The following is a 17394-nucleotide window of genomic DNA, read 5'->3' as shown; positions in this document are numbered from 1 at the left end:
CAGGAGCGCACCTATGTCCTTACAAGGCAAGACCCTGTTCATCACCGGCGCCAGTCGTGGCATCGGCCGTGAAATCGCCCTGCGGGCGGCGCGAGACGGGGCCAATATCGTGATCGCGGCGAAAAGCGCCGACCCCCATCCCAAGCTGCCCGGCACCATCTTCAGCGTGGCCCGCGAAGTCGAGGCGGCGGGCGGCAAAGCCCTGGCGTTGCAGGTGGACGTGCGTGACGAAGAGACAGTGCGTCAGGCCCTGGCCAAGGCCGCCGAGCAGTTCGGCGGCATCGACGCGCTGGTCAACAATGCCGGGGCGATCAAGCTGACCGGGGTGCAGCACATCGAGCTCAAGCGCTTCGACCTGATGCACCAGATCAACACCCGCGCCGTGCTGCTGTGCAGCCAGGCGGCCCTGCCCTACCTGAAAACCAGCGGTGGGCACATCCTCAACCTGTCGCCGCCGCTGAACCTGGCGAGCAAATGGTTCGCCCAGTACAGCCCCTACACCGTGACCAAGTACGGCATGAGCATGCTGACCCTGGGCATGAGCGAGGAATTCAAGAACTACGGCATCAGCGTCAACTCGCTGTGGCCGCAGACCATGATCGCCACCGCCGCCATCGAGTTCCAACTGGGTTCGCGCGAGTCGTTCAAGCATGCGCGCACGCCTGCAATCATGGCCGATGCGGCCCACGCGATCCTCTCCAGCAGCCAGCGCCGCATCACCGGGCGCTTGCTGATCGACGAAGAAATACTGCGCGAACAGGGGGTGAGCGACTTCGCCCATTACCGCTTCGATCCCGACAGCAGCGAAACGCTGATGACGGATCTGTTTATCGATTAAAAAAAGGCGATGCGCCCAATCGCGAGCAAGCTCGCTCCTACAGGTCAGGTGCAGAACCTGTAGGAGCGAGCTTGCTCGCGATGAACGATAACGCGGTCCCAAGCCATGCTCGGGACCGGAAACGTTCGCTCAATACTCGACCCGCACATCCCCCTTCGGCACGCTGCAGCAGGACAGGATGTAGCCTTCGGCTTCGTCTTCCTCGGTGATCCCACCGTTGTGGTCCATCTCCACTTCACCGCCCAGCTTGAGCACCTTGCAGGTGCCGCAGATCCCCATGCCGCAGGCCTTGGGGATCATCAGGCCGAGCTTGGCCGCGGCGGCGTGGACGGTCTCGCCCGGCGCCACGCGGATGCTCTTGCCGGATGCGGTGAACTCCACCTGGTGCAGGTCGGCGACGTCGATTTCCGGCGCCTCGGCGGCCTGCTCGGCCTGTTCCACGGCGTCGGCGCGGGCTTCCGCCGGCGTCGCGCCGAAGGACTCCTCGTGGTAGCGCGACATGTCGAAGCCGCTGGCTTCGAGCAGGCGCTTGACCGCGTTCATGTACGGCGTCGGGCCGCAGCAGAACACCTCGCGCTCGAGGAAGTCTGGCGCCATCAGCTCCAGCATCTTGTGGTTCAGGTAGCCGCGATAACCGGCCCAGGGCTCGCCCAGACCATGTTTCTCGCAGATCAGGTGCAGGCTGAAGTTGTCGATCCGCGACGCCATGTGCTCCAGCTCGCGGTGATAGATGATGTCCTTCGGCGAGCGCGCGCTGTGGATAAACACCATGTCGACATTGCCGTTGGTGTCGTAGAACCAGCGCGCCATGGACATCACCGGGGTGATGCCGACGCCGCCGCTGAGGTAGAGAACTTTCGGGCTCGGGAAGTCGATGGCGTTGAACAGCCCCACCGGCCCGTGCACCGCCAGCTCCTGGCCTTCGTGCAGGGTGTCGTGCAGCCAGTTGGAGACCTTGCCGCCCGGGACGCGCTTGATGGTCACCGAGAAGCTGTACGGCACCGAGGGCGAGCTGGAAATGGTGTAGGAACGCATGATCGGCTGGCCTTCGATCTCCAGCTCCAGGGTGACGAACTGCCCCGGCTTGAAGAAGAACATGATCGGCTGGTCGGCCATGAAACAGAAGGTGCGCACGTCCCAGGTTTCCTGGATGACTTTGACGCAACGGACGATGTGTCGGCCATTGGCCCAGGTCTGGGTGGTTACCGGGTTCAGGAAGTTGTTGGACATGCTGATCTCCACGGCCGACTGCCGGCCTTTATGGTGGCGATTGTGCGCAGGCCCATAAACACCCATTTACCTATCTGCGACATTCACATACTTATCGCGACCAGCCCCCAACCACCGGGGCTTGCGCGTCGGGAACAGATTGGGCCATGTCGCCCATGGATAAGGTTCCGGGCCGCGCCGGCCCCACACTCGCCTCAACTGAGAACCGCTGATTTTTCAGCCTTGCGTCGTAACCGTGGCCGGTGTGACGGGCTTGTGCGGAGCAAGCCCGTTACACCGGCCACACTGCCACTTTCGCCGGCCACACAGATGGCCATGAGGACCAAAACGATGGACGTCACCGCAACCCTGAGCCTGGGCGATCCGCTGGAACCCGCACGCAAGGCCACCGCGCAAATGCTCCAAGAACGCGAGCGGACCTTTTCCCTGCCGCAGCCGTTCTACTGCGACGAGCGCCTGTTCGATATCGACATGCAGGAGATCTTCCAGAAGGAATGGCTGATCGCCGGCATGACCTGCGAGATTCCGACCAAGGGCAACTACATGACCCTGCAGGTCGGCAAGAACCCGATCATCGTGATCCGTGGCGCCGACGGCGTGGTCCATGCCTTCCACAACGTCTGCCGCCACCGCGGTTCGCGCTTGTGCACCAGCGACAAGGGCAAGGTCGCCAAGCTGGTCTGCCACTACCACCAGTGGACCTACGAGCTGGACGGTCGCCTGCTGTTCGCCGGCACCGAGATGGGCGCCGACTTCGACATGAAGCAATACGGCCTCAAGCCAGTGAACGTGAAGACCGCCGGAGGCTACATCTTCATCTCTCTGGCCGAGAACCCGCCGGCCATCGATGACTTCCTGGCGACCCTGACGCACTACATGGAACCCTACGACATGGAGAACACCAAGGTGGCGGTGCAAACCACCTTGATGGAAAAGGCCAACTGGAAGCTGGTGCTGGAAAACAACCGCGAGTGCTACCACTGCGGCGGTTCGCACCCGGAACTGCTGAAGACCCTGCTGGAGTGGGACGACGTCACCGACCCGCGCGCCGACCAGGCGTTCAAGGACCACGTAGCCGCCTCGGCTGCCGCCTGGGAAGCCGAGAAGATCCCCTACGCCCACGCAAGCTTCGGCCTGCGCAACCGCATCGTGCGCATGCCGCTGCTCAAGGGCACCGTGTCCATGACCATGGACGGCAAGCAGGGCTGCGCCAAGCTGATGGGCCGGATCAAGAACCCCGACCTGGGCTCGATGCGCATCCTGCACCTGCCGCACTCGTGGAACCACTGCATGGGCGACCACATCATCGTGTTCACCGTGTGGCCGATCAGCGCCCAGGAAACCATGGTCACCACCAAGTGGCTGGTGCACAAGGACGCGGTCGAAGGCGTGGACTACGACGTCGCGCGCATGCGCCAGGTGTGGGACGCCACCAATGACCAGGACCGTCGCCTGGCCGAGGAGAACCAGCGCGGCATCAACTCCACCGCCTACCAGCCAGGCCCGTACTCCAAGACCTACGAGTTCGGCGTGGTCAACTTCGTGGACTGGTACAGCGAACGCATGCTGAGCAACCTCGGCGCCGAACCGGCTCCGTACCTCAAGGGCGTGCCGGTTCACGGCTGATCCCGGGCTGGGCTTCTGTAGGAGCGAGGCTTGCCCGCGAAGGCCGCGACACGGTGTACCCGAACCACCGCGTTAGCGTTCATCGCGAGCAAGCTTCGCTCCTACGGGGGCAAGCTTGCTGTACGTTTTTTGATCGGAATCCCTCCCGGCCATGGCCGACAAGGCTCCCAGCCTTCCGCGAACAAGTTATCCACACCTCCACCCACAGCAAATGTGGGCAACTCGGCTTTCAGCCGGCGGATTCACTGGCAGAACCTGAAGAAAATCCGTGACTTATCCGGAAAGGCCTTTTCCACAAGACTTTGTTCATTTTTTGAACAGCGCTCTGTAAGCCACGTTTTTAAAGGCCCGCAGATGAAGGCGAACACCTTATCCACAGAAGCGCCAACAGACTTTGGGGGCAACTTTGCGGCCAAGGGCAGCGAGCTGTGGAAAACCGCCGAATAGCGCGAAATATCGAGGCTTGAGTGCCGCCGGCGGGGCAAAACTTCGGATTTGCCTGTTTTTTGATCAGGCCTCTGCAGGCCACTGTTTATAAGGTTCTCAGCGGATAGCGAACATCTTATCCACAAAGAGGCCAACAGACTTTGGGGGCAACTCGGCAGCGGCAGAGGACCGAGGGAATTCCTTATCCACAGAAAAACCTTCGGAAAAACCTCGACTTAGCTTGATCGTTTTTCGTACAACGCGCTGTAGCGCTTGATTGGCGAGGCTTGCAGAGAGGGACGAACATCTTATCCACAGAGGCGCACACAGGGATTGTGGGTAACCGTGGGGTATGTGGCGTTTGGAGGATTTATCGCGAGCAAGCTCGCTCCTACATGGGACTCACACATCCCTGTAGGAGCGAGCTTGCTCGCGATAACGGTACAACGGCGGCCCGACCCTAGCGGACCACACCCTCTTCGATCAGCAGCTTGAGGATGGCCTCGGCCCCGGCTTCGGCGCTGACGCCCTTGAGCACCTGGCCACCACCGCCGCTGGCCTTGGCGGTCGCGGCTTTCATGCGGTCGGCGCCGCTCTTGGCCTTGATCACTTTCAGGCGCTTGGGCCGCGGTTTGGCCGGTTGCAGGGTGGCGCTGGTGAATAACTCATCGTCGAGCACTTCCACCTGCCGCGCCTGCAGCAGCCCACGCCGGGCCGGGCCGTAGGCGCTCTGCCGTGGCTTGGGCGCGGCGTTATCCACAGTGGCGAGGAACGGCAGGCGCACCTTCAGCCGACGGCGCTGGCCGCGCGGCAGGGCTTGCAGCACCAGGGCCACGCCGCCGTCGATGGATTCCACCTGGGCCAGGCCCACCACCAGCGGCCAACCGAGGTTTTCCGCCAGCAGGAACGGCAGCATGCCCGAGCCTTCGCCGGTTTCCGCCTGGCTGCCGGTGAGTACCACTTGCGCTCCGGCATCGCGCAGATAATCGGTCAGCGCCGGCAGCGCATCGGCACCGGCCGACTGCTCCAGCACGTGCATCTGTTCCAGGCCCATGCCCAGGTACGCGCGCAGGGCCGGCTCGGCAATATCGCCGGCGTGCAGCACCTGCAGCCTGTCCCCGGCCAGTTGCAGCCCCAGCTCGACCGCCCGCGCATCCTGCTCGGCGCGCCGGGGCCGGCCGGAAGTCGGGTGGGCGCCGATGGACACCAGGCTGATCACATTGGTACTCATAAGCTCTGTCCTTCCCTTAAGCCGCATCGCGCTTGGCGCCGTTGCGGTAGGCCTCTACCGCCGCGATCAAGGCTTGAAGCAGCTCGGCGCTTTCGCCAATCACCGACAGGTCGGCGCGTTTGATCATGTCGCAGCCCGGATCGAGGTTGATCGCCACCACCTTGTCGCAGGCACCGATGCCCTGCAGGTGCTGGATCGCCCCGGAAATCCCCACCGCCACGTACACCCGGGCTGTGACCCAAGTGCCCGAGGCACCGACCTGACGGTCGCGGGCCATGAAGCCATCGTCCACCGCCACCCGCGACGCGCCTTCGGTGGCGCCCAGGGCCGCGGCGGTTTTGTGGAACAGCTCCCAGTCCTTGACCCCGTTGCCGCCAGAGAAAATGAATTCGGCCTCAGCCATGGGAATCGCCGCCGGGTCCACCGCCACCGCGCCCAGATCCTCGATTCGCGCCAGGCTGCGCGCCACCGTTGTGGATAACTCCACCGGCAGGGCTTCGTGGCGGGTTTCACTGACCGGTTCCGCGCATTCGGCGGCGGCCAGGATCAGCCGCGCCAACGGTCGCGCCAGGTCCTGCAAGCCGGCACCGGCGCGGCCGATGCATTGCTCGTCCTTGACCTGCCAGACCCGCGTGGCCGGGCGTTCGCCCAGGGCCGCGGCAAAACGCCGGCCCAGTTCGCCGCCACCGGTGCGGCTGTCGGGCAGCAACCAGTGGCGTGGGCTGAACTGGTTATCCACAGCCCGCAGGCCCTGGACTCGCTGTTCCGGTGCATAACCGCTGAATTCGTTGCCTTCCAGCACCAGCAGGCGGTCGACGCCGGCCGTGGCGAAGGCGTTTTCCTTGTGCTCGCCGAACACCACCGCCAGCACCGCGCCGTCCTTGCCGGCCAGCTGATGGGCCAGGCCCAGCAGGTCGCGGTCGTGGCTGCTCAGGCGGCCGCCGACCATGTCCGGCACCACGCTGATGTAGAACGCCGGCTGCGCCACCTGATGCAGCGGCAGCTGGACTTCGACCGCGGCGCTGCGCTTGACCGCCCCGCCCTGCTGGGCGCCGCTGCGGTCGATGCGCTTGATACCGTTGGGGCCGATGAAACCGATCCCGTGGGGGTTCTTGCGGAGGATGCCGTTGGGCCCCATCCAGCTGTGCTGCGCCGGCTGCATGGCCGCGTGCAGCGGGTGCAGGCGGTTACGGGCGATCCATTCGGCCCGTGGGTCGCGGCGGATAATGTCGCTCATCAGTGGGCCTCCGCAGGTTCACGTTTGGCCGGGGTCACCGGCTTGCCAGGCGCGGCGTCTTCGAGCAAGGCGTCGGCCACCAGTTCGGCGATGTCCTTGATCAGCGGTCGTGGTTCGACCACACCTTCGAGCATCGCGGTGCATTGTGGACAACCCACGGCCACCAGCTCGGCACCGGTTTCGCGAATGTCGTCCATGCGCATGTCGGGGATCCGCTGCTTGCCCGGAATGTCGGTGATCGGCGCGCCGCCGCCACCGCCGCAGCAGCGCGAGCGGAAACCGGAGCGTTGCATTTCCTTGACCTCGATCCCCAGGGCGCGCAGGACCTCGCGCGGCGCCTCGTACTCGCCGTTGTAGCGGCCCAGGTAGCACGGGTCGTGATAGGTCACGCTGTTGCCTTTGTGCTGGCCCAGGTTGAGGGCACCGGCGCCAATCAGCTCGGCCATGTAGGTGCTGTGGTGCTGCACCACGTACTCGCCGCCGAGGGCGCCGTATTCGTTTTTCAGCACATGGAAACTGTGGGGGTCGCAGGTAACGATGCGCTTGAAGCTGTACTTGGCCAGGGTCTGGATATTGCGCTTGGCCAGCAGCTGGAAGGTCGCCTCGTCGCCCAGGCGCCGGGCCACGTCGCCGCTGTCGCGTTCTTCCAGGCCCAGCACCGCGAAGTCGACCTTGGCCGCCTTCAGCACTTTGACGAAGGCGCGCAGGGTGCGCTGGTTGCGCATGTCGAACGCACCGTCGCCCACCCAGAACAGCACATCGGTGGTCTTCTTCTCGCCGAGCAGCGCCAGGTTGAGGTCCGCCGCCCAGTTCATCCGCCCGCCCGGGGCGAAACCGCCCGGGTTGTCGGTGGCGATCAGGTTTTCCAGGACTTCGGCGCCCTTGTTCGGGGTGGCGCCCTTTTCCAGGGTCAGGTGACGGCGCATGTCGACGATGGCATCGACGTGCTCGATCATCATCGGGCATTCCTCGACGCAGGCGCGGCAGGTGGTGCACGACCACAGGGTCTCGGCGTCCACTAGGCCGTTGACGATCGGCTGGTGCGGATTGCCACTGTGTTCGCCAATGGCTTTGCCGGGATACGGGCTGCCAGCGAACTTGGCGTCAGTACCGCCCGCCAGGCCAACGACCATGTCCTGGATCAGCTTTTTCGGGTTCAGCGGCTGGCCGGCGGCAAAGGCCGGGCACGCGGCTTCGCATTTACCGCACTGCACGCAGGCGTCGAAGCCCAACAGTTGGTTCCAGGTGAAGTCCTTGGGTTTTTCCACGCCCAGCGGCGCGTTCGGGTCTTCCAGGTCCAGCGGCTTGAGGCCGGTGGAGCGGCCGCCACCGAAGCGTTCGGCACGGCGGTGCCAGGCCAGGTGCAGGGCACCGGCGAAGGCGTGTTTCATCGGGCCGCCCCAGGTCATGCCGAAGAACAGCTCGGACACGCCCCACAACACACCGAGGCCGAGGATCGCGGCCAATACCCAGCCACCGAAGTTTTCCGGGAGGATCCCGGCCACCGGCAGGGTCACCAGGAAGAACGACGCCGAGAACGCCAGCAGGCTTTTCGGCAGGCGCATCCACGGGCCTTTCGACAAGCGCGCCGGCGGGTTGCGACGGCGCAGGTAAACGAAGATCGCGCCGACGAACATCACCGCCGACATCAGCAGCAAGGCGTAGCCGAGGATGCGGTTATGCAGGCCGAAACCGTGCACCAGGATCGCCAGCACGATGGACGCCACGGCGCCACCGGCCGTGGCCACGTGGGTGTTGGCGATGTATTTGTCCCGCGCCACCACATGGTGCAGGTCGACCATGTAGCGCTTGGGCATGGCCAGCAGGCCGCCGATCAGGTCGACCTTGGACGCACGGCCCCGGCGCCACATGGCCACCCGCCGCAACGCGCCCAGGACAGCCAGGCCGATGGCTGCGAACAGCAGGATGGGAAGAAGGGTGTTCAACATGGTGGAGCTCCCAAAGACCAGCTCGGTCGTTGTAGCCGTTGCCGCAGGCTGCGATGAAGTCCGCAGGACTTCCCTGCGAACTCAAGAGCACGACTGCTTCGCAGTCGATCGCAGCCTTCGGCAGCGGCTACAGGTATGGCTTAGAAATCCTTGCAGATCCGCAGGGCGTCATAGATGGCCGCGTGGGTGTTGCGCTGCGCCACGCAGTCACCGATGCGGAACAGCAGATAACCGTCGCCCGCCTGGCTCAACGAAGGCTGCGGCTTGATCGCGAACAGCGCTTCGACATCGACCTGGCCCTTGTTGCGCGAGCCTTCCTTGAGCGCGTAGTAGATCGCTTCGTCGGGCCGCACGCCGTTCTCCAGCACCACCTGGTCGACCACCCGCTCCTCCTTGGCGCCGGTGTATTCGTTCTCCAGCACCGCCACCAGCTTGTCGCCTTCGCGGTAGACCTTTTCCAGCATCATGTCGCCGGTCATGATCACTTCTTTGGGGTACATGCTGCGGTAGTAGGTCGGGAACGACGTACCGCCGATGGCCACGCCCGGCTTGATGTCGTCGGTGACGATCTCGACCTGGCTGCCCTTGTCGGCGAGGAAGTCGGCCACCGACATGCCGGTGAACTCGCAGATGGTGTCGTAGACCAGCACGTTCTTGCCCGGCGCGACCTTGCCGTCGAGCACGTCCCAGCTGCTGACCACCAGCCCTTCGGCGGCGCCCCAGTGCTCGTTCTGCTCAAGGAACGGATGCCCGCCGACGGCCAGCACCACGATGTCCGGACGCAGGTCGAGGATAGTCTCGGCATCGGCCGCGGTGCCCAGGCGCAGGTCGACCTTCAGGCGCGCCAGCTCCAGCTGATACCAGCGGGTGATACCGGCGATCTGGTCGCGCTGCGGCGCTTTCGACGCAGTGGTGATCTGTCCGCCGATGGCCTCTTTCTTCTCGAACAGGGTCACGTCGTGGCCACGTTCGGCCGCCACCCGCGCCGATTCCATGCCGGCCGGGCCGGCACCGACCACCACCACCTTGCGTTTCGGCCCGGTGGACTTCTCGATGATGTGCGGCACGCCCATGTATTCACGGGAGGTCGCGGCGTTCTGGATGCACAGCACATCCAGGCCCTGGTACTGGCGGTCGATGCAATAGTTGGCGCCCACGCACTGCTTGATCTGGTCGACCTGGCCCATCTTGATCTTGGCGATCAGGTGCGGGTCGGCGATGTGCGCGCGGGTCATGCCGACCATGTCGACGTAACCACCCTCGAGGATGCGGGTGGCCTGGTTCGGGTCCTTGATGTTCTGCGCATGCAGTACCGGAACCTTGACCACTTCCTTGATCCCGGCGGCCAGGTGCAGGAACGGCTCCGGTGGATAACTCATGTTCGGAATCACGTTGGCCAGGGTGTTGTGGGTGTCGCAACCCGAACCCACGACGCCGATGAAATCGAGCATGCCGGTGTCGTCGTAATACTTGGCGATCTGCTTCATGTCCTCGTGGGACAGGCCGTCCGGGTGGAACTCGTCACCGCAGATACGCATGCCCACGCAGAAATCGTCGCCGACTTCGGCGCGCACCGCCTTGAGCACTTCCAGGCCGAACTTCATCCGGCCTTCGAAGCTGCCGCCCCATTCGTCGGTCCGCTTGTTGACCCGCGGACTCCAGAACTGGTCGATCATGTGCTGGTGCACGGCGGACAGCTCGACGCCGTCCAGGCCGCCGGCCTTGGCCCGGCGCGCGGCCTGGGCGTAGTTGCCAATCACCCGCCAGATCTCCTCCGGCTCGATGGTCTTGCAGGTGGCGCGGTGCACCGGTTCGCGGATGCCCGACGGCGACATCAGGGTCGGCCAGTTGAAACCGTCCCAGCGCGAGCGGCGGCCCATGTGGGTAATCTGGATCATGATCTTGGCGCCGTGCTTGTGCATGGCGTCGGCCAGGTTCTGGAAGTGCGGAATGATGCGGTCGGTGGACAGGTTCACCGAGCTCCACCATTCCTGCGGGCTGTCGATGGCCACCACGGACGAACCGCCACAGATCGCCAGGCCGATACCGCCCTTGGCTTTCTCTTCGTAATACTTCACGTAGCGGTCGGTGGTCATGCCGCCATCGGTGGCGTAGACCTCGGCGTGCGCGGTGCTGAGCACCCGGTTGCGGATGGTCAGTTTGCCGATCTGGATCGGCTGGAACATCGCTTCGAAAGCCATTTTTCTTAACTCCGCTTACAACGGCTTGACGGTGAACAGGCCATCGTCGTGGCCTTCTTCGGAACCGCCGTAGACCTGTTCGGCGACGGTGCGGATCTTGCTACCGCGGGCGGCCAGAATCTGGTCCATGGCGCCGGCGAACCAGCCGGTGAACATGTAGTCGACCTTGCGTCCGACCTTGCCGTACACATAGACGAAGGCCGAGTGTTCGAGCTTGACGCTGGCGGTGCCCTTGTCGAGGTCGATGTCCTGGATCTTGAACAGGCCCCAGCCGCGCTGCGACAGGCGCTTCATGTAGTGCTCGAATACCGCGACGCCTTCCAGGCCGTGGCATTCGGCTTCTTTTTCACACCAGTGCCAGGCGGACTTGTAGCCGGCCTTGTAGAGGATCTCGGCGTAGGCGTCGGCGCCCAGTACTTCCTCGATGCCCATGTGGTTGTTGACGAAGAAGTGACGCGGCACGTACAGCATCGGCAGGGCGTCGGAGGTCCAGACACCGGTTTCGCTGTCGACTTCGATGGGCAGTTGCGGGGCGATCTTGGCCATGTTTCAAAACTCCGGAATTCTTTTGGATTGGTGCATCCGTAGCCGCTGCCGAAGGCTGCGATAAGGCTCGAAGAGCCTTCCGAGGGCCGCAGGAGCGCGTCTCCTTCGGCAGCGGCTACAGGTGTGTGCTGTGGAGGGTTGGCGTTATTCGCCCCAGACGTCCTTGAGGACGTTGACCCAGTTCTCGCCCATGATCTTGCGCACCACACGCTCGGAGTGACCGCGCTTGAGCAGGGTCTCGGTGAGGTTGGGGAACTCGCCCACGGTGCGGATGCCCAGCGGGTTGATGATCTTGCCGAAGTTGGTCAGGCGACGGGCGTAGCCCTTGTCGTGGGTCAGGTATTCGAAGAAGTCCTGGCCATGGCCCTGGGTGAAGTCGGTGCCGATGCCGATGGCGTCTTCGCCGACGATGTTCATGGTGTATTCGATGGCCTCGGCGTAGTCGTCGATGGTCGAATCGATGCCCTTGGCCAGGAACGGCGCAAACATGGTCACGCCGACGAAACCACCGTGGTCGGCGATGAATTTCAGCTCTTCATCGGACTTGTTGCGCGGGTGTTCCTTGAGGCCCGACGGCAGGCAGTGGGAGTAGCAGACCGGCTTTTTCGATTCGAGGATGACTTCCTCGGAGGTCTTGGAGCCGACGTGGGACAGGTCGCACATGACGCCGACGCGGTTCATCTCGGCGACGATCTCGCGACCGAAGCCCGACAGGCCGCCATCGCGCTCGTAGCAGCCGGTGCCCACCAGATTCTGGGTGTTGTAGCACATCTGCACGATACCCACGCCCAGCTGCTTGAACACCTCGACGTAGCCGATCTGGTCCTCGTAGGCATGGGCATTCTGGAAGCCGAACAGAATGCCGGTCTTGCCCAGTTCCTTGGCCTTGCGGATGTCGGCGGTGGTGCGCACCGGCATCACCAGGTCGCTGTTCTCGCGGATCAGCTTCTGGCTGGAGGCGATGTTGTTGACCGTGGCCTGGAAGCCCTCCCACACCGACACGGTGCAGTTGGCTGCGGTCAGGCCGCCCTTGCGCATGTCTTCGAACAGCTCACGGTTCCACTTGGCAATGATCAGCCCGTCGATAACGATGCTGTCGGCGTGCAATTCGGCTGGGCTCATCAGGCAGTCCCCTTATTGGCAATTCATGCGCCGAATCGTCTGCCGGCGCTTTGGGGTCAGCATATGCCTCGGTGCCCGGGCAGCCGGGTGCAAAAACGACAGGGGAATTGCCGAAAGCGTCAATCCGCGACAAAGGGTCTGCCGGGCGTCCCTTGCCCCATCTGTTCTTTGTCATGCGCATGGGCCAGAATCCGCCGCATCACTGGATTAGAGGGGGCTGCGACGCAATGAAATCGATCTTCCTGGCTTTGGCACTGCTGGCGACGGGCGCACAGGCGGCTGAAGAGGCCGACAACTCCCCGTGCGACAGCGTCGAACAGGATCAACAGACTCTGGAATGCGCCACCTTCAACAAAACCACCGCCGAGCAACTGCTGAGCGACAACCTGCAGGGCCTGCTCGAACGCCTGGGCACGCAATACGGCAGCGACAAGGCCCAGCTGGCCGACATCACCGCCAAGGTGCAGAACGCCCAGCAGCTGTGGCAGAAACAGCGCGACGCCGACTGCGCCGTCGATACCTTCCCCGCCAAACCCGGCAGCAAGGCCTACGCCATTGCCCAGGCCGATTGCCTGGCGCGCATGAGCGATGAACGGTCGGAATTTCTTGAGTCGATCGGGCAGGAGTAACGAGTCGGCCGCAAGTTTTTCTACAACAGGAATACCGCAATCGCGGGCAAGGACTGGGCGTCCCCCCTGCTCCTACAGAAGCATGAGCAATACCCGGACAAGGTTCTCGCCTTGGCCCGCGAGCGAATATAAGCAAAGATTGATTAATCTTATAAAAGGCTTATATTCGTTCATGAACAGCATCCTGTGGACCCGTAAGGCCGTCAAACAACTGCTGCGATTGCACAGCGCCCATCAGGTACAGATCCGTGACGCGGTGACCTTGCTCGGCGACATGCCCGACACCGGCAACGTCAAGGCACTCAGCGGTCACACCTATGCCTACCGCCTGCGAGTGGGCAACTATCGAATCCTGTTCGACTGGGATGGCGCTATCAGAGTGGTCAGTATCCAAGAGGTCAAGAAACGTGACGAACGCACCTACTGACATCCAGATCATCAACGGCACGGACGGCAAGCCGGCGTTCGTGGTGATCCCTTATGCGGACTATGTGGCGCAACGCCAGGAGCCGGACCTGATCCCCCATGACGTGGTCAGCCGCATCGTTGACGGCGCCACGCCGATCCGCGCCTGGCGCGAGCACCTGCACCTGACCCAGGACGAGGTCGCCAAGCGCCTGGGCATTTCCCAGCCGGCCTTCGCCCAGCAGGAAAGCGTCGCCAAGCCCCGCCGCGCCACCCGCGAGAAGATCGCCGCGGCCTTTGGCATTCGCGCCGACCAGCTGGAACTGTAAGCTGCACGCCATTCATCGAGAAAAGGTTTTCCCATGAGCATCTGCGGCATCGAAATCAAAGGCAGCGAAGCCATCTTCGCCCTGGCAACCCTGCAAGACGGCACGGCGCAACACCTGGCCAACACCTGCAAGAAAATCGCCCTGGACGACGATGACGAAGCCGCCAACGTCAAAGCCTTCGCGGCCCAGGTGGCCGCCTTCGTCCGCGACAACGGCATCAGCCGCATCGCCATCAAGAAGCGCAGCAAAAAAGGCGAATTCGCCGGCGGCCCGACCACCTTCAAGATCGAAGGCGTGTTCCAGCTGCTGGACAACTGCGAGGTGACCCTGCTGTCGCCGCAGACCATCAACGCGCAGAACAAGAAGCACAGCTTCGACCTGCCGGCGACGCTGAACAAGTATCAGCATGAAGCCTACAAAACTGCCTGTGCGGCCCTGCTGAAGAAATAAACCCTGACTCTGGAGCGAGGCTTGCCCGCGATGGCGGCCCGCCTGACCCAACGCGTTGCCTGCATCGCGAGCAAGCTGCGCTCCTACAGAATCAGCAGCTCAGACCTTCAGGCTTTGGCGCCGGTCTTCCCGCGGGCACTGGGCAAACCGGGCGCGATAGCTGCGGGTGAAATACGAGGGTGATTCGAAGCCGCAGGCGATGCTGACTTCCAGCACGCTCATGTCGGTCTGGCGCAGCAGTTGCCGGGCCTTTTCCAGGCGCAGCCCCAGGTAGAAGTTGCTCGGGGTGTCGTTCAGGTGCAGGCGGAACAGGCGCTCGAGCTGGCGCCGGGTGACCTTGATCGATTCGGCCAGCTGCAGGGTGCTCAGGGGCGGCTCGCTGTGCTGTTCCATCTCGCCGATCACCTGCACCAGCTTCTTGTTGCGGATGCCGTAGCGGGTGGCGACTTCCATGCGCTGGTGGTCCTTGCGCGGGCGGATGCGCCCGAGCACGAACTGTTCGCTGACCTGGATCGCCAGCTCCGGGCCGTGGGCCTGGCCGATCAGGTCGAGCATCATGTCGATGGACGCGGTGCCGCCGGCCGAGGTGATGCGCCGCCGGTCGATCTCGAACAGCTCCTGGGTCACGCTGAGCTGCGGATAGGACTCCTTGAACGCCTCGATCGCTTCCCAGTGCAGGGTCACGCGGTGGCCTTCAAGCAGCCCGGCTTGCGCCAGGACCACGCTGCCGGTGTCGATGCCGCCCAGGGTCACGCCCTCCACATCCAGGCGGCGCAACCAGTGCACCAGCGCCGGGGTGACGAACTTCAACGGTTCGAAGCCGGCCACCACCAACAGGGTCGCGCCCTTCTTCAACGGCTCCAGCGCCGCGTCGGCGTTGACCGACATGCCGTTGCTCGCCAATACCGCGCCGCCATCGGCGCTCAGCACATGCCAGCGATACAGCTCGCCGCGAAAGCGATTGGCCACGCGCAGCGGCTCGATGGCCGAGATGAACCCGATGGCCGAGAAGCCCGGCATCAGCAAGAAATAGAAATCCTGGGACATGGAACGCACTCGGATGACGGGCAGCGTGGCCACTGTGATACGCCGTTTCCACGCCGGGTTCAAGACGAAGGTCGCTGCAGTGCAAGAGCCGGTCGCCGCTGTGCGTTTTCAGCGCCCGCCGGCTGCGTAACGTGGCATCACCGGCGCACATAGACGCCGGAACCGACAATAACGACCTGCCGAGGAAACCTTCATGAAACGACTGATCAGCAGTTGCGTCCTTGCACTCAGCGGTACCGTCTTTCTCAGCTCCGGCGCCATGGCCGCCGACGCCGCCAGCTGCCAGAACGTGCGCCTCGGCGTGGTCAACTGGACCGACGTGATCGCCACCAGCGCCATGGCCCAGGTGCTGCTCGACGGCCTCGGCTACAAGACCAAGCAGACCAGCGCCTCGCAGCAGATCATTTTCGCCGGCATCCGCGACCAGCGCCTGGACCTGTTCCTCGGCTACTGGAACCCGCTGATGACCCAGACCATCACCCCCTTCGTCGACGCCAAGCAGGTCAAGGTGCTGGCCGAGCCCAGCCTCAAGGACGCCCGCGCGACCCTCGCCGTGCCCACCTACCTGGCGGACAAGGGCCTGAAAACCTTCGCCGACATCGCCAAATTCGAGAAGGAACTGGGCGGCAAGATCTACGGCATCGAACCCGGCTCGGGCGCCAATACCCAGATCAAGGCGATGATCACCAAGAACCAGTTCGGCCTGGGCAAATTCCAGCTGGTCGAATCCAGCGAGGCCGGCATGCTCGCGGCGGTGGATCGCGCCGTGCGACGCAAGGAAGCCGTGGTGTTCTTCGGCTGGGCGCCGCACCCGATGAACGTCAATGTGCAGATGACCTACCTCACCGGCAGCGACGACGCCCTGGGCCCGAACGAAGGCATGGCCACGGTGTGGACCGTCACCGCGCCGACCTACGCCGAGCAGTGCCCGAATGTCAGCCGGCTGCTGAGCAACCTGACCTTCAGCGCCGAGGACGAGAGCCGCATGATGCAACCGCTGCTCGACCACAAGGACGCCCTGGAATCGGCCAGGCAATGGCTGGCCGAGCATCCGCAGGACAAGGCGCGCTGGCTCGAAGGGGTCACCACCTTCGACGGCAAGCCGGCCGCCGACAACCTGAAACTGACCAGCCAATAACCACCCCGAACTCCCTCTGCGCAGCGCCAAACGCCTGCGCAGCGACCCACCACGCCTGTAAGGAACCCGCACCATGAACCACGACGTCATCATCACCTGCGCACTCACCGGTGCTGGCGACACGACCGCCAAGAGCCCCCACGTGCCGGTCACCCCGAAACAGATTGCCGCCGCCGCGGTGGAAGCGGCCAAGGCCGGCGCCACCGTGGTCCACTGCCACGTGCGCAACCCGGACACCGGCAAGTTCAGCCGCGATGTCGCGCTGTACCGCGAAGTGATGGAGCGTATCCGCGAGGCGGACGTCGACATCATCGTCAACCTCACCGCCGGGATGGGCGGCGACCTGGAGATCGGCGCCGGCGAAAACCCGATGGAGTTCGGCCCCAATACCGACCTGGTCGGCCCGTTGACCCGCCTGGCCCACGTCGAGGAACTGCTGCCGGAAATCTGTACCCTGGACTGCGGCACCCTGAACTTCGGCGACGGCGACACCATTTACGTGTCCACCCCGGCGCAACTGCGCGCCGGCGCCAAGCGCATCCAGGAGCTGGGGGTGAAGGCCGAGCTGGAAATCTTCGACACCGGCCACCTGTGGTTCGCCAAACAGATGATCAAGGAAGGCCTGCTGGACGACCCGCTGTTCCAGCTGTGCCTGGGCATTCCCTGGGGTGCGCCGGCCGACACCACCACTATGAAGGCCATGGTCGACAACCTGCCGGCCGGCGCGGTCTGGGCCGGCTTCGGTATCGGCCGCATGCAGATGCCGATGGCCGCGCAGGCGGTGCTGCTGGGCGGCAACGTGCGGGTCGGCCTGGAAGACAACCTGTGGCTGGACAAGGGCGTACTGGCGACCAACGGCCAGTTGGTGGAGCGCGCCGGCGAGATCCTCAGCCGCCTCGGCGCCCGCGTCCTGACCCCGGCCGAGGGCCGGGCCAAGATGGGCCTGCGCAAGCGCGGCTGACCCCGATATCCCTTCTTCTGTAGGAGCGA

Annotated in this window: 17 protein-coding genes; 9 read left to right on the top strand and 8 right to left on the bottom strand. The window is 64.0% G+C overall.

The annotated features are described in order from the left end of the window. Positions 1–13 precede the first annotated feature (13 nt). A complete protein-coding gene (locus AC07PQ_RS17665) occupies positions 14–838 on the top strand; it encodes an SDR family oxidoreductase (protein WP_007926369.1) in 825 nt (274 codons plus the stop codon). Positions 839–967: 129 nt separating this feature from the next. Here the strand turns inward: AC07PQ_RS17665 and gbcB are convergent, their stop codons facing one another. Then, positions 968–2068 (bottom strand): glycine betaine monooxygenase reductase subunit, encoded by a 1101-nt coding sequence (gene gbcB / locus AC07PQ_RS17660; protein WP_007926368.1) that lies wholly within the window; start codon positions 2066–2068, stop codon positions 968–970. 330 nt (positions 2069–2398) lie between these two features. Between gbcB and gbca the strand changes: the two genes are divergently transcribed. Both gbca and AC07PQ_RS17650 read left to right on the top strand, forming a co-directional pair. Then, on the top strand, positions 2399–3694 hold the full coding sequence (gene gbca / locus AC07PQ_RS17655) for a glycine betaine monooxygenase oxygenase subunit (protein WP_007926366.1): 1296 nt from the start codon (positions 2399–2401) through the stop codon (positions 3692–3694). Between the two features lie 30 nt (positions 3695–3724). Further along, complete coding sequence (locus AC07PQ_RS17650; protein ID WP_493185967.1) at positions 3725–4141, top strand: hypothetical protein; 417 nt, start codon at positions 3725–3727, stop codon at positions 4139–4141. 439 nt (positions 4142–4580) lie between these two features. Here the strand turns inward: AC07PQ_RS17650 and etfB are convergent, their stop codons facing one another. The 6 genes from etfB to AC07PQ_RS17620 form a co-directional block, all read right to left on the bottom strand. Continuing rightward, the gene (gene etfB, locus AC07PQ_RS17645; protein WP_007926363.1) at positions 4581–5351 is read right to left on the bottom strand and encodes an electron transfer flavoprotein subunit beta; all 771 of its coding nucleotides are present in this window, start codon (positions 5349–5351) and stop codon (positions 4581–4583) included. Between the two features lie 16 nt (positions 5352–5367). Further along, positions 5368–6588, bottom strand: coding sequence for an electron transfer flavoprotein subunit alpha (etfA, locus tag AC07PQ_RS17640; protein ID WP_101339320.1), 1221 nt, complete (start codon positions 6586–6588; stop codon positions 5368–5370). Continuing rightward, a complete protein-coding gene (gene dgcB / locus AC07PQ_RS17635; protein ID WP_007926357.1) occupies positions 6588–8537 on the bottom strand; it encodes a dimethylglycine demethylation protein DgcB in 1950 nt (649 codons plus the stop codon). The genes etfA and dgcB overlap by 1 nt, the downstream gene beginning before the upstream one ends. A 140-nt stretch (positions 8538–8677) precedes the next feature. Continuing rightward, the gene (dgcA, locus tag AC07PQ_RS17630) at positions 8678–10738 is read right to left on the bottom strand and encodes a dimethylglycine demethylation protein DgcA (protein WP_493185966.1); all 2061 of its coding nucleotides are present in this window, start codon (positions 10736–10738) and stop codon (positions 8678–8680) included. A 15-nt stretch (positions 10739–10753) separates the two neighbouring features. Beyond that, positions 10754–11284 (bottom strand): DUF5943 domain-containing protein, encoded by a 531-nt coding sequence (locus tag AC07PQ_RS17625; protein ID WP_007926354.1) that lies wholly within the window; start codon positions 11282–11284, stop codon positions 10754–10756. A gap of 144 nt (positions 11285–11428) precedes the next feature. Further along, positions 11429–12406, bottom strand: a complete 978-nt coding sequence (locus tag AC07PQ_RS17620) for a dipeptidase (RefSeq protein WP_007926352.1) — start codon at positions 12404–12406, stop codon at positions 11429–11431. 227 nt (positions 12407–12633) lie between these two features. Here AC07PQ_RS17620 and AC07PQ_RS17615 point away from each other — a divergent pair, with 227 nt between their 5' ends. The 4 genes from AC07PQ_RS17615 to AC07PQ_RS17600 all read left to right on the top strand — a co-directional run bounded on the left by AC07PQ_RS17615 (position 12634) and on the right by AC07PQ_RS17600 (position 14219). Then, entirely contained in the window at positions 12634–13035 is a 402-nt protein-coding gene (locus AC07PQ_RS17615) for a lysozyme inhibitor LprI family protein (protein ID WP_009045953.1), read from the top strand. A 172-nt stretch (positions 13036–13207) separates the two neighbouring features. Next, positions 13208–13462 carry a type II toxin-antitoxin system RelE family toxin gene (locus tag AC07PQ_RS17610; RefSeq protein ID WP_009051238.1) on the top strand — a complete coding sequence of 85 codons (255 nt, stop codon included), beginning with the start codon at positions 13208–13210 and terminating at the stop codon, positions 13460–13462. Next, positions 13401–13769 carry a helix-turn-helix domain-containing protein gene (locus AC07PQ_RS17605; protein ID WP_051003931.1) on the top strand — a complete coding sequence of 123 codons (369 nt, stop codon included), beginning with the start codon at positions 13401–13403 and terminating at the stop codon, positions 13767–13769. The genes AC07PQ_RS17610 and AC07PQ_RS17605 overlap by 62 nt, the downstream gene beginning before the upstream one ends. Positions 13770–13802: 33 nt before the next feature. Further along, the gene (locus tag AC07PQ_RS17600; protein ID WP_493185965.1) at positions 13803–14219 is read left to right on the top strand and encodes a DUF3010 family protein; all 417 of its coding nucleotides are present in this window, start codon (positions 13803–13805) and stop codon (positions 14217–14219) included. 99 nt (positions 14220–14318) lie between these two features. On the opposite strand, the gene AC07PQ_RS17595 is transcribed toward AC07PQ_RS17600, so the two are convergent. Next, positions 14319–15266: a GlxA family transcriptional regulator gene (locus AC07PQ_RS17595; protein WP_492570642.1), complete on the bottom strand. Its 948-nt coding sequence runs from the start codon at positions 15264–15266 to the stop codon at positions 14319–14321. Positions 15267–15459: 193 nt separating this feature from the next. Between AC07PQ_RS17595 and AC07PQ_RS17590 the strand changes: the two genes are divergently transcribed. Both AC07PQ_RS17590 and cdhC read left to right on the top strand, forming a co-directional pair. Next, positions 15460–16404 (top strand): choline ABC transporter substrate-binding protein, encoded by a 945-nt coding sequence (locus AC07PQ_RS17590; RefSeq protein ID WP_101339326.1) that lies wholly within the window; start codon positions 15460–15462, stop codon positions 16402–16404. Positions 16405–16477: 73 nt separating this feature from the next. After that, positions 16478–17365, top strand: coding sequence for a 3-dehydrocarnitine:acetyl-CoA trimethylamine transferase CdhC (cdhC, locus tag AC07PQ_RS17585; RefSeq protein WP_102679137.1), 888 nt, complete (start codon positions 16478–16480; stop codon positions 17363–17365). Positions 17366–17394: the final 29 nt, after the last annotated feature.

The sequence above is a fragment of the Pseudomonas sp. GW821-FHT09E12 genome (genome assembly GCF_059416085.1).
Note: the sequence above shows the minus strand (reverse complement) of the source record. Positions and strands in the feature narration are given on the sequence as shown.